11 protein-coding genes and 1 pseudogene are annotated in these 12,316 nt (G+C 68.8%); 3 read left to right on the top strand and 9 right to left on the bottom strand.

The window, feature by feature from the left end; all coding sequences use genetic code 11:
- Positions 1-51: 51 nt before the first annotated feature.
- The 3 genes from CVUC_RS10070 to CVUC_RS10080 are packed head-to-tail and all read right to left on the bottom strand — an operon-like array spanning position 52 to position 3,064.
- Complete coding sequence (locus tag CVUC_RS10070) at positions 52-960, bottom strand: TraB/GumN family protein (protein ID WP_096032539.1); 909 nt, start codon at positions 958-960, stop codon at positions 52-54.
- A 53-nt stretch (positions 961-1,013) separates the two neighbouring features.
- A complete protein-coding gene (locus CVUC_RS10075; protein ID WP_096032538.1) occupies positions 1,014-1,952 on the bottom strand; it encodes a TraB/GumN family protein in 939 nt (312 codons plus the stop codon).
- Positions 1,953-2,011: 59 nt separating this feature from the next.
- Positions 2,012-3,064, bottom strand: a complete 1,053-nt coding sequence (locus CVUC_RS10080; RefSeq protein WP_096032537.1) for a TraB/GumN family protein — start codon at positions 3,062-3,064, stop codon at positions 2,012-2,014.
- 112 nt (positions 3,065-3,176) lie between these two features.
- Here CVUC_RS10080 and mutL point away from each other — a divergent pair, with 112 nt between their 5' ends.
- A complete protein-coding gene (gene mutL / locus CVUC_RS10085; protein WP_096032536.1) occupies positions 3,177-5,090 on the top strand; it encodes a DNA mismatch repair endonuclease MutL in 1,914 nt (637 codons plus the stop codon).
- Between the two features lie 170 nt (positions 5,091-5,260).
- Here the strand turns inward: mutL and CVUC_RS10090 are convergent, their stop codons facing one another.
- The 4 genes from CVUC_RS10090 to CVUC_RS10105 form a co-directional block, all read right to left on the bottom strand.
- The gene (locus CVUC_RS10090) at positions 5,261-6,028 is read right to left on the bottom strand and encodes a MerR family transcriptional regulator (protein ID WP_096032535.1); all 768 of its coding nucleotides are present in this window, start codon (positions 6,026-6,028) and stop codon (positions 5,261-5,263) included.
- A 75-nt stretch (positions 6,029-6,103) separates the two neighbouring features.
- On the bottom strand, positions 6,104-7,408 hold the full coding sequence (locus tag CVUC_RS10095) for a hypothetical protein (protein ID WP_164468067.1): 1,305 nt from the start codon (positions 7,406-7,408) through the stop codon (positions 6,104-6,106).
- Between the two features lie 94 nt (positions 7,409-7,502).
- Positions 7,503-8,666, bottom strand: a complete 1,164-nt coding sequence (locus tag CVUC_RS10100) for a hypothetical protein (protein ID WP_096032533.1) — start codon at positions 8,664-8,666, stop codon at positions 7,503-7,505.
- Between the two features lie 72 nt (positions 8,667-8,738).
- A complete protein-coding gene (locus tag CVUC_RS10105) occupies positions 8,739-9,335 on the bottom strand; it encodes a GNAT family N-acetyltransferase (protein WP_096034730.1) in 597 nt (198 codons plus the stop codon).
- Positions 9,336-9,491: 156 nt separating this feature from the next.
- Between CVUC_RS10105 and CVUC_RS10110 the strand changes: the two genes are divergently transcribed.
- Both CVUC_RS10110 and CVUC_RS10115 read left to right on the top strand, forming a co-directional pair.
- Positions 9,492-10,799: an acyl-CoA dehydrogenase family protein gene (locus CVUC_RS10110; protein ID WP_096032532.1), complete on the top strand. Its 1,308-nt coding sequence runs from the start codon at positions 9,492-9,494 to the stop codon at positions 10,797-10,799.
- A gap of 50 nt (positions 10,800-10,849) precedes the next feature.
- Complete coding sequence (locus tag CVUC_RS10115; protein ID WP_096032531.1) at positions 10,850-11,512, top strand: methylated-DNA--[protein]-cysteine S-methyltransferase; 663 nt, start codon at positions 10,850-10,852, stop codon at positions 11,510-11,512.
- Here CVUC_RS10115 and CVUC_RS10120 read toward each other — a convergent pair.
- Both CVUC_RS10120 and CVUC_RS10125 read right to left on the bottom strand, forming a co-directional pair.
- The gene (locus CVUC_RS10120) at positions 11,509-11,937 is read right to left on the bottom strand and encodes a DUF4345 family protein (RefSeq protein WP_010918574.1); all 429 of its coding nucleotides are present in this window, start codon (positions 11,935-11,937) and stop codon (positions 11,509-11,511) included. The genes CVUC_RS10115 and CVUC_RS10120 overlap by 4 nt on opposite strands.
- An 18-nt stretch (positions 11,938-11,955) precedes the next feature.
- Positions 11,956-12,111 (bottom strand): annotated as a pseudogene (locus CVUC_RS10125) (VOC family protein); the annotation flags it as partial.
- Positions 12,112-12,316: the final 205 nt, after the last annotated feature.

Raw genomic sequence — 12,316 nt, forward strand, 5'->3', positions numbered from 1 at the left:
CCTACCGAATCGAAACGGCCCGGAACCTCGCGGTTCCGGGCCGTTTTCGTTTCAGTCTTCGTCGTCCATCTGGGCTGGCGTCTCGATCAGGTAGCCGCGCTTGCGCAGTTGATCCAGGACCCCGCCCTCGCGAAGCAGCGGGACCAGTCCAACCAGGGCCACGGCGCCGTCACCCCGATCCAGAGTCGCAGCGATGGTGTTGGCCAGCGCGCCTTCATTATTCTCCAGAGACGCCTGCATGGCCGCCATCGCCTGGACGCAGGGATCATAGGCAGCCGGTCCGACCAGCAGGGTCCGCACGTCACCGCGCATCCACGCCTGGGCCCGCTGGTCGCGAAGGGCGGCGGCGTCACGCGACCTCATCGCCCAGCGCAAGCAGATCAGGCTGTCTTTGCCGCCGACCTGAAAACTGGCCTTCATTCCCTGAGCATCAAGCCCTCCCGCGGGGACCAGACGGGCGCCGAGGCGCCGCGCCCTGACGCTGAGATCCAGGAGCTTGCCCATCTTGGGCTTCGCACGGGCCTGCAGCTCGGAATTGATCAGCAGGCCAGCGAAATTCGGGCGAAACAGGGTGTAGAATTCTAGCTTTCGCCCGGTCTGTGTCGCGACTTCCGCCAGCCGCGCGCGTTCGGCCTCCGTCAGTTCGTCCAGCCACTTCCGGTCAGCTTTGATCGTATTTTTCTCGAACCTGGTCTTGCTGGGCGGCACGAGAATGAGCTGTCGCGAGGCCTTGACCCGCCGCTCAAAAGCTCGGCCGTCCCACTTGGCGTCGGCCGGTACGGGCGCCCCGATCCCAAGCACCCAGACCTTCTTGTCGCCCTTGGAAACGCTCCACCAGGCGGGACCCGGGGTGCGGGCGTTGACGACCAGCGCATCGACCAACGCGGGCTGGTTACCGTCCTGGGCCCACGCGGAGGAGGCGCCGAGGGTCAGCGCCAAAGCGATCAGAACAGCCTTCACGAGCCCTCCGCTTCAACCTGAGATTATAACTTCAGAGCACCAGCGTCGCGGCGTCAATCCCCCGGCGTCTTCACCGTGATCCCGCGCGCGCGCAGCTCGTCCAGCACGCCGTCCTGCGCGACGAGGCCGCGGATCGGATAGATCGCCACCGCGTGGCCGGGGGTCTTGAGGAGGTCGGCCAGGGCCTCGACCTCGGCGGCCTTCAGGCGCTGGCCCATCTCGGCGACGCCGGGCAGCAGGTACTGGCAGCGATCGGTGCTGCGCGGCGCGGCCAGGGCCGCGCGAACCTGGCCCTCGGCCCAGGCCTGGGCCGCGATGCGATAGCGGTCCTGACCCTGTTCGACGGTGTCCAGCGTCTCGGTCAGACAGGCCAGCCCGGCCGCGTCATCGGTCTTGCGCGCGACGGTCTTGAGCAGGGGCATGGCCTTGTAGCGTTCGACGACCTGGACCTTGACCCGATTTTTGCGCGCCAGCTTCTCGATGCGGCGGCTGACCTGGCCATACTCCAGCCCGGCCTTGCGGTTGGTCTTGCTGGCGATCAGCGGGCCCAGCGCCAGAGGTTTCCAGTCGCGCCAGCCATCGGGGTCCTTGGGCTCCACCGCCGTCCAGGCGCGCTGGACGCGGGCGGCCAGGGCCGGATCGGCTGCGGCCCAGGCCTCGTCGCCCTTCAGCTTGCGCCGCAGAAGCAGCAGCGCCGGGATGTCGGTGACGCCGGCGCTTAAGGTCGGCGGGGTCAGCAGGGTGAACGCCCCCTTCAGCCGGCGGTCGACCACCGAGCTGTCCCAGGCCATGCCCTTGGGCGTCGAGCCGGGCGTGCCCAGGATATAGACCGTGGTGTCGGCGTCGGAGATCCGCCACCAGGCCGGACCCGGCAGCTTGGCGCTGACCACCAGGGCCTCGACGAGATTGGCCTCCGGATCATCCATCACCTGGGCGGCGGCCCCGCCGGCGACGGTGAGGCTCATGGCCAGAGCAGCCCAGATCGCGCGCATGTTGATCCCCCTGTGAACGCCGCGCGATCCTGGACGCGCGGCGTGGCGGAAGCTTGACCTTATTCGGGCGCCGTGACGGTGAAACCCTTGGCCCGCAGGCGATCCAGCACGCCGCCTTCGGTCAGCAGCGAGCGCAGCTCGATCACCGCCACGGCCTTGCCGGGCTTCTTGAGGGCCTGGGTGATCGCGCCGACCGCCTCGTCCTGGCCGTCCTTGAACTGGCGGGCGATCCAGGGCGTGGAGGCCAGGCACCGCTGATAGCCGCGCTCGGCGGCGACCACCGCCTTGACCTGCCCCTCGGCCCACTGGTCGGCGGTTTCGCGCACGCCCGCCAGACCGTTCTCGGTCTCCTTCAGGCCCGCGTCCAGGCACAGCTCCTGCAGCGGCTGGGGCGCTTCGCCCAGCGACTTGACCATGCCGATCAGGTCGTAGTCGTCCAGCTTCTTGACGCGCGGCTGGACGGCGATGTCCTTGCTCTTGGCCAGTTTCTGGATGCGGTCGGTCAGGTCGCCGATGGTGATCGAGACGCCGCCGCCCTTGTCGTTGGCGATGATGAAGCCCGCCAGGGCCGGCTTGAGCTGGTCGTGCTCGCTGACCGGCTTGCTGCGCGCGGTCAAATGCTTCTCCAGCCGCGCCCGCAGCTCGGGCGGCAGGGTGTCGCGCATCGGCTTGTCCATGATGAACTGCTTGCCGCGCCCGGGGATCAGGGCCAGCAGGCTCAGAATCCGAACCTCGGGCTCCTGGCCGATGATCAGCACATTGGCTCCGTCGAGGCGCCGACGCAGCACCGAGTCGTCGAAGTCCAGCTTCTGCGGCGCGAAGGCCGGCACGCCCATCACATAGACATTGGTGTCACCGTCGCTGACCTTCCACCAGGCCGGGCCCGGCAGGCGGGCGTTGACGATCAGCTCCTCGACGAGGTTGGCCTGACTGTCGACGGGCGTGAGATCCACAGGCTTGGTCTGATGGATCGACACCTCGTTCTTGCCCTGAACCTGGGCCAAGGCGGAGCCGCCACAGAGCAACGAAAGCGCCAGGCCGGCGGCGGCGAAACGGGTCAGGGTCACGATCTTTCGGTTCCTCGAAGGCGCGCGGAATCGCACTAATATCATCCCTCCCTGCTTGGTTGGCCGATCGGCGTTCGCCTGGTCAACTTAAGGAGTTGCAATGTCGGCGGCCCCGCCCCACCTGCGGACCCCGGCGCGCCCCGTGAAAGTCCGCTTGATGCCCATCCGCCGCCTGCCGCCCGAGACCGTCAACCGCATCGCCGCCGGCGAGGTGGTCGAGCGGCCCGCGAGCGCCATCAAGGAGCTGGTCGACAACGCCATCGACGCGGGCGCGACGCGGATCGAGGTCGAGGCGCACGGCGGCGGCCTAACGCGGATTCTCGTGGCCGACGACGGCTGCGGCCTGTCACCCGAGGAACTACCGGTCGCGATCGAGCGCCACGCCACCTCCAAGCTGGCGCCCGACGAGGACGGCCTGTGGGACTTGCTGCGCATCCACACCATGGGCTTTCGGGGCGAGGCCCTGCCCTCGATCGGCTCGGTGGCGCGGCTGCAGATTTCCTCGCGCGCCAAGGGGGCCAAGGACGCCTTCTCGATCCTGGTCGAGGGCGGCCAGGTCGGCGAGGTCGCCCCCGCCGCCTTCCCAGGTCCGCACGGCGCGCGGATCGAGGTGCGGGATCTGTTCTACGCCACGCCTGCGCGCCTGAAGTTCATGAAGTCCGAGCGCGCCGAGGCGCTGGCGATCACCGAAGAAATCAAGCGCCAGGCCATGGCCAATGAGAGCGTCGGCTTCTCGCTGGACATCGACGGCCGCCGGGTGCTGCGCCTGCCGCCCGAGCATCCGGGGCCGCAGGGGCGTCTGGCGCGCCTCGCCGCCGTGCTCGGCCGCGAGTTCCAGGAGAACGCCCTGGAGATCGACCAGACCCGCGACGGCGTGCGGCTGTCGGGCTTTGCGGGCCTGCCGACCTACAACCGGGGCAACGCCGCCCACCAGTATCTGTTCGTCAATGGCAGGCCGGTGCGCGACCGGCTGCTGCAAGGCGCCCTGCGCGCGGCCTATGCCGACTTTCTGGCGCGGGACCGCCACCCGACGGCGGCGCTCTATGTGACGCTGGAACCGACCGAGGTCGACGTCAACGTCCACCCGGCCAAGGCCGAGGTGCGGTTTCGCGATCCGGCCCTGGTGCGCGGTCTCATCGTCGGCGCCCTGCGCCACGCCCTGGCCGGCGCCGGCCACCGCGCCTCGACCACCGTGGCGGCCCAGGCGCTGGACAGCATCCGCGCCCAGCAGAGCCCTTTCCCGGGCTATCAGCCCCAGTATCAGCCGGGCCCCTCCCCCGCCGGCTTCTCGGCCTGGCGCGAGGGCGGCTGGACGCCGCCGACGCAAAGACCGATGGACTTGCCGGGGCTGAACGAGGTGTCGGCGCGGGTCGAGCCCAGCTATGGCGGCGATCTGGCCGGGGTGGTGCGAGAGGCCTATGCGTCGGCGGCTTTCGAGGATCGTCCGTCTACGGATTACCCTGGCGCAACCGCCCCGTTCGACCCGGTCGACTACCCCCTCGGCGCGGCGCGGGCCCAGGTTCACGAGACCTATATCGTCGCCCAGACCCGCGACGGCATGGTCATTGTCGACCAGCATGCGGCCCATGAGCGCCTCGTCTATGAGCGGATGAAGGGCGAGATGGCGTCCGGCGGCGTGACCCGCCAGACCCTGCTGCTGCCCGAGGTGGTGGACCTGGACCCCGCCGAGGCCGAGCGCGTCGTCGCCCGCGCCGAAGAGCTGGCCGGCCTTGGCCTTGTCCTCGAAAGTTTCGGGCCCGGCGCGGTGCTGGTGCGCGAGACCCCCGCCCTTCTCGGCAAGACCGACGCCGCCGCCCTGGTGCGCGACATCGCCGATGATCTGGCCGAGAACGGCCAGGCCCTGGCCCTGAAGGAGCGCCTGGAGGAGGTCTGCTCGACCATGGCCTGCCACGGCAGCGTCCGCGCCGGCCGCAGGCTCAACGGCGCCGAGATGAACGCCCTGCTCCGCGAGATGGAGGCTACGCCCCACTCGGGCCAGTGCAACCACGGCCGGCCGACCTATGTGGAGCTGAAGCTGGCCGATATCGAGAAGCTGTTCGGGCGGCGGTGAGGCCAGAGCGCCCCCTGTCCGTTGCATACCATCCCGTGTCATCCCGGCCGAAGCGTAGCGGAGAGCCGGGACCCAGGGGGTGACGAAGCTCGGCGCGCGCCGCCCCTGGGTCCCGGATAGCCTCTGCGAGGCTTCCGGGATGACACGCGTTTTGATGCTGAGGCAGGCGTCTACCGCCCGCGCGCGAACGCCCGCATGGCCTCGGCGAAGTATTCGGTCAGGCCCGGCGCGATCGCCTCGTAGCGGGCGGTGAACTCGGGGTTGTCCTGGTAGAGATGCGCCAGCCCCGCAAAGGCGTCCGGCGTCGGTTCGCGGTTCCAGGATTTGGCGATCCACGCCCAGTGGCGGCGCATGATCGCCGTCACCGGCGCGCTGTCGACCGGCAGACCCTGGGTCAGGGCCTTGGCCAGATCGTGCTCGATGGCCTTGGCCTCTTCCTGGAACTGGGACCAGTCCTTCTTGCCCCAGCTCTTCATCCCGGCCTTGGCGTCGGCGATCCGCCGGGTGGCCTCGTCGCCATAGTGTTCGACCAGCCAGGCCTCATGTCGGGCCTGCTTCTCCGGGTCGAAGCCTTCAAAAAGGTGTTTGTCATCCATCGTCTCGTCTCCTTCGAGGTCGGCGAGAGTGCGGTCGACGACGTCCACCAGCCGGGCGTAGCGCTCGGCCTCCGCCGCAAGGCGAACCCTTTGGGCGCGCAAGGCGGCGGCCAGGTCGAACCCCGGCTGGTCCAAGGCGGCCTGGATGTCCTTCAGCGGCGTTTCCAGGGCGCGATGGAACAGGATCTGCTGCAGGCGCAACAGGTCCTGGCGATCGTAGTAGCGATAGCCGTTGGCCCCGACGGCGCGGGGCTTCAGCAGGCCGATGGCGTCGTAGTGGTGCAGAGCACGCACCGAGACACCCGACAGCCTGGCCATCTGCTTGACCGTGTAGACGCTCAAATCAACCTTCCCTCTCGATGACGAGAGCCATCAGGTCTGACGTGGCGTGAGGGTCAAGCGGCGCGTTCTAAGCGATCAGGCGGCGCTCTTGGCCAGGGCTAGCGGCGCACCGTCGGCCGCTGCGACGGGGGTGTCCATGAAGTCGGTGACGGCCGGTCCCTGCACGCGGACGACGCCGGCGACCTTGCAGGCTTCCAGCTCCACGGCCGAGGCGACATTAGCCACGCACTGCATCACGCCCTTGGCGGCGTAGGCGGGCTTGCGCTCGACGAACTTGAGGATCTGCTTGAGGCGCTCATGCTCGGTCTCGCCCGACAGCACCAGGGTGACGCTCTCCAGCAGTTCGGGCGGCAGCCCCTGGACCGGGAAGGTCGGGTCGGTGATCCGCAGGTCCATGGCCGCGAAGGCGCCGGACAGCTGCGCGCGCATCTGCTGCAGCATGCCGATCGAGGCCTCGCGCGGCGCGCCATAGATCGAGGCGGTCAGCCGGGGACGGGCGTCGAGCGGATAGCGCGACAGGCGGGCCTTGTACGATTCCTGCGAGGCGGGCGTGATCAGGTTCCAGAAGCCGAACGAGGCCTGGATTTCCCCGAAGGACGCGGTCTTCAGCGCGGCCTGGACGTCGGTCAGGGCCACGAGGTCGCGCTTGAGCAGCTTGGCGTCGTCCTCGGGCGGAGGCTCAACGAGGTCGGCGCGCATGGCCACCGTCGAGCCGACAAAGGCGCCCTGAGACAGGTCATAAACGCCCCACCAGCCCGTATCGGCGGGTCTCTGCGGGGTGACCACCTTGGCGGCGACCGGGGCCGGAGCCGGCGCTGGAACCGGCGCGGACTTGGCGGGGCTGGGCGCCGGGGCCTGGACCGGCGCAGGCGCGGCGGCGGCCGGAGCGGCGGCGGCCGGCTTCTCGGCTTCAGCGGCCTTGGCCTTTTCGGCCGCATAGACCTTGGCTTCCTCGCGCGTGACCGGCATCGGCTTGACCGCGTCGGCGGTGACCACATGCACCCGGCCCGGCTCGCCGCCGTAGCCTTCGCCGGCCATCAGGCTGGCCAGTTCCTTCTGGGAGAGCGCCGAGAAATGCAGCACCGCCGTCTCGTCGCCCTCGAAGGTCATCAGGGCGATCTGGCCGATCGGGCGATTGGGGAACAGAACCTTTTCCAGCTCGACCGCCAGACCCTGCACCTCGGTGGGATCCAGCTCCGTGGCGTTGTGGTCGGCCAGCACGAAGGCCAGCGGGGCGACGGCGCCGCACTTGCGGGGCTTGCGCCATTTGGCCTTCAGAAACGCGTCCGCTACGCCCTGAGCCTTGTGCTTGGGCATATCGCCCGCGCGCATGTCGGCGTCGGCGGTGAACAGGATGCGAAGGCAGGCGATAGCCGTCATGCCCGCAGCATGCGCCACCATTCCTCGCCAATTCGTTAGGGCCGTGATGGATTTCGTGCAGCCTGCGGCCAAACGCCTCGGGCGGCGGGCGCGATCAGGTGCGCAGCGGCAGCTCGGTCACCGGGACAACCTGGTCGGAGACCGGCGTTGCGAACAGCGCGCTGATCATCGGCCCCTTGACCATATGGGCCCCCATCTTGCGCGCCAGCTCCAGCTCGCGGGGGGTTTTGACGCCGGCCAGCCCCATGCGCAGGCTTCGCGTCACATACTGGCCCCGCGCCGACAGGAAGCGGTGGGCCTTGAGAACGCGCGCCTTCTCATCTTCTTCGGGCAGCTGGAAGACGACGCAATGGACCAGGGCGTCCGGCAGGGCCTGGACGTAGAAGCCCGGGTCGTTCACGCATAACCCGACCCGCGCGAAATAGGGCTGGACCAGATCACGCAGCGGCCCGATCGCCGAGAACGGCAGGTCGCGGGGCGCGTCATAGACCATCGCCCCCAGGCGCTCGCGCACCGACGGCGGAATGGCCGCGAAGCGCTCGCGGCACGTGTCGCGCAACCCGCCACGCGCCACCGTCCAGAGCCGGACCCCGACCCAGGCCTTCAGCCGCGGGTCGCCCTCCAGGGCCGCCACCGCGCGGTCCAGCGCCTGCAGGTCCCGGTCCATGAAATCGGCGTCGCTCTGCGGCTCGGCCTCGCCGGGCTTGAGGAAGGACTGGACCTGGGCGGCCTCGAACCTTTGGCTGGGCAGGCTGTAGACCCCGCGCCAGCCCAGGCGGACCGGCGGCGCCTCGACCTTTTCCTGCTCGGCGGCGACCCGGGGCGTCGATCCCCAGGGCGCCAACTCACGAATCCCGTCCTGGCTGACGATCCGAGTGCGGCCTTCGGGCGGGGGCGGCTCCGCGCCACCGCGCATCGCCAGCAACTCCTCCTCGGGCAGGGTGGTGAACTTCAGGACCTGTTCCTCGTCGCCCTCGAAGGTCAGCATGCACAGGTCCTGCTGCCCCTGCGTCCCGAACAGGTGGACCTGCAGCTCCGCCGCCATCTGGCGAAGCTCTTCGCCGTTGAGGGTCTCGGCGCTGGGGTCGATCAGCACATAGGCGCCGGGACCCACGCGCCCGTGCCGACGCGGCGCCCGCCAGTTCACATCAATGTAACCGGAGGCGACCTTGTCGATCTTGGCCGGCGTGACGCCGTCAAGCGTGACGCTGCGCGCGCCGTGTTCGATACAAATGCGTAGACACGCCATCCCTGCCATGGGCAGCGATTGGCCCAGACGTTTGTTGAGAAATTGTTGTTACGCGAGACGCTGCGTCGGATTGACGCACCCTCAGGCGAACGTCTCGCTGAGCCGGAATTCCAGGCGCTCACGGATCGCCGGCCAGTCGTAGTCGGTGATCGAGAACACGGCGGTGTCGCGGACATGGCCGGTCCAGGTGACCTTGTGATTGCGCAGCACGCCTTCCTTGGTGGCGCCCAGCTTCTGGATCGCCGCCTGGCTGCGCGCGTTGCGCACGTCGGTGACCAGCTCCACCCGGATGGCCCCGGCCTTGTCGAAGGCGTGGCCCAGCATCAGGCGCTTGCTCTCCGGGTTGACCGGACCCGAGCGCGCCTCGGGATTGAGGAAGGTCGCGCCGATCTCCAAACCGCCATGCAGGCGCCGGATGTTCAGATAGCTGGAGGTGCCCACCACCTTGCCGTCAGCGAGCCGGCGGATCGCAAAGCCGATGCGCTCGCCCCGGTCGGTCTCGCCCTGCAGCGCGCCCCAGAAGTCCTCGAAGCCTTCGCCGCAGCCGTTGACCGACATGATCTCCCAGCTTGCGGGATCACAGTCGATGGCGGCCTTCAGTTCGTCGTGGTGATCGACGGTGACGGGCTCGAGCCGGACGTAGCGGCCCTGCAGGATGTCGGCGGTCAGGTTCAGCATGGGGCCGTTGTCGACGATGATCGGCGGCAAGACAACCGAAAGCCGCGCACGGGCCTGTACGTAGGTCGTCCTGCCCGCTTGCCCGGCGCGTCAGGCCGGTCTACAAAAGCTTCAAACAAGCGTTTGACATCGAAAGAGCGGGTAGAGGGAACGGCCATGGACTTCGACATTTCCCCCAAGCAACGCGCGTTCCTGGATCGCGTCACGGCGTTCATGGACGAGCACGTCTATCCGGCGATCCCGGCCTATGAGGCCGAGATGAACGTCCTGGGCGCCGAGCGCTGGAAGGTCGTTCAGGTCGTCGAGGACCTGAAGAAGAAGGCCAAGGCCGCGGGCCTGTGGAACTTCTTCATGCCGCCGCACAGCGGCCAGACCCATGTGGACGACACCTTCCAGTTCGAAGGCGTGCAGCTGACCAACCTGGAATACAGCCTGATCGCCGAACAGCTGGGCAAGGTCGGCTTCGCCTCGGAAGTGTTCAACTGCTCGGCGCCCGACACCGGCAACATGGAAGTGCTGATGCGTTACGGCACGCTGGCGCAGAAGGAAAAGTGGCTGCGCCCGCTGATGAACGGCGAGATCCGTTCGGCCTTCCTGATGACCGAGCCGGCGGTGGCCTCCTCGGACGCCACCAATATCGAGACCCGCATCGAGCGCGACGGCGACCACTATGTGATCAACGGCCGCAAGTGGTGGTCCTCGGGCGTGGGTGATCCGCGCTGCAAGGTCGCCATCGTCATGGGCAAGACCGATCCCGACAACGCCAGCCGCCACGCCCAGCAGAGCCAGGTGCTGGTGCCGCTGGACGCGCCGGGCATCGAGATCGTCCGCATGCTGCCGGTGTTCGGCTATGATGACGCGCCGCACGGCCACGCCGAGGTGATCCTCAAGAACGTGCGCGTGCCGATCGAGGACGCCCTGCTGCTGGGCGAAGGCCGCGGCTTCGAGATCGCCCAGGGTCGCCTGGGCCCCGGCCGCATCCACCACTGCATGCGCACCATCGGCACGGCGGAAGTCGCGCTGGAAAAGATGTGCCAGCGCCTGATGAGCCGGAAGGCCTTCGGCAAGTACGTCTCGGACCACTCGGTGTGGGAAGAGCGCGTCGCCGACGCCCGCATCGACATCGAGATGTGCCGCCTGCTGTGCCTGAAGGCCGCCGACATGATGGACAAGGCCGGCAACAAGTCGGCCCGTCTGGAGATCGCCATGATCAAGGTCGCGGCCCCGCGCCTGGCCCTCAAGATCATCGACGACGCCATCCAGGCCCACGGCGGCGGCGGCGTGACCACCGACTTTGGCCTGGCCAAGGCCTATGCCGGTATCCGCACCCTGCGCCTGGCCGACGGCCCGGACGAGGTGCACCAGCGCACGATCGCCCGCATGGAATACGGCAAGTACGGCGACCTGATGTACAAGCAGAAGGCCGAGAAAGAAGCCGCCCTGCACGTGCCGGGGATCCGGTAGTAGCTTCCTTCTCCCCTTGCGGGAGAAGGTGGCGGCCTTCAGGCCGACGGATGAGGGGTCGCTGTGGCGGCCCCTTTTTTGTGAAAGGCGGACCTGTCTTTCCACCCCTCATCCGGCCCTCCGGGCCACCTTCTCCCGCAAGGGGAGAAGGGCGCAATTATCGGGCGGACAGCCGCGCGCGCCTCGGCGATCATCGCCCCATGCCCCGCCCCGCCCGTCTCATCCTCGACCGCGCCCCCTCGCCGCTCGGCGAGCTGCTGATCGTCACCGACGAGACCGGCCTGCTGCGCGCCATCGACTTTCACGATTTCGAACCTCGCCTGCGATGGCTGGCGCGGCGGTACTATGGCGACCTCGCCCTGGAGACCGGCCCGGCGCCGGCCGCGGTCAAAGCCGCCTTCGCCCGCTATTTCGCCGGAGATCTCGCCGCGCTCGCGTCCCTCGACTGGGCCACCAACGGCACGCCGTTCCAGCAGGCGGTGTGGCGCGCGCTGGGCGCCATCCCAACCGGCCAGACCATCACCTATTCAGAGCTGGCCCGCCGTGCGGACCGTCCCGCCGCCATCCGCGCCGCCGGCGCGGCCAACGGCGCCAATCCGCTCAGCCTGGTCGTCCCCTGCCACCGGGTGATCGGGACCCATGGCGCCCTCACCGGCTATGCCGGCGGCATCGAGCGCAAGCGCTGGCTGCTGACCCACGAAGGGGCGCTTTAGGCCAGGCCCAGCGGCCCGCGCAGAACGACCTTGCCGATCTGGAACCAGGGCAGCGTCAGCGTCACGCCGATCAGGGCGTTGAACAGCATCGCGCCGCGATTGTAGCGTCCGGCGTCGCCGTCCAGCGCCAGCGATACCGCCCGCCCCGCCGCCGCGCCCAGCCAGGCCAGGGCCAGGGCCAGGGCCATGGCCGCGCCGATCCGGGGCTGGTAGCCGAGATAGAGCGCCGCCACACCGTGCGAGGCGATCAGCACCCCGCCCAGGGCGCGGCCTTCAGCGAACAGCGGCGGCTTGGGCGTGTCGTCGTTCGACAGCCCTGCGGCCTCCAGCAGCGTAGCCGGTCGCGCCAGGATCATGCCGCCCAGCGTGCCGCCGATGACGCAGGCGATGACGGCCAGAAGCAGCGACAGGACGTAGCTCGACATCGGGGCTCCTAACAGCGATCAGGCCGGCGCGTGACAGACCGCCTCTACGTTCCGACCGTCCGGGTCAAGAACGAAGGCGCCATAATAGTGGGGGTGATAATGAGGCCGCACCCCCGGCGCGCCGTTGTCGAGGCCGCCCGCCGCCAGAGTCGCGCCATAGAAGGCCCGGGAGGCCTGGAGATCCCGCACCGTCACGCCCATATGATCCATCATCGAAGCGCTCCCCTTAACCGCGCCCGAAAAAACTTCGCGGCGCGCGTCCTTGACTCCCCGAGGGCCGGCGCCTAACTCACCAGCGTCGTTGGCACTCGAACGGAGCGACTGCTAACAGTCCCGCTCCCCCGCGCCAGCGCGTTCTTATTTCAAACCGTTCCGACGG

Source organism: Caulobacter vibrioides (assembly GCF_002858865.1).
Lineage (GTDB): Bacteria > Pseudomonadota > Alphaproteobacteria > Caulobacterales > Caulobacteraceae > Caulobacter > Caulobacter vibrioides.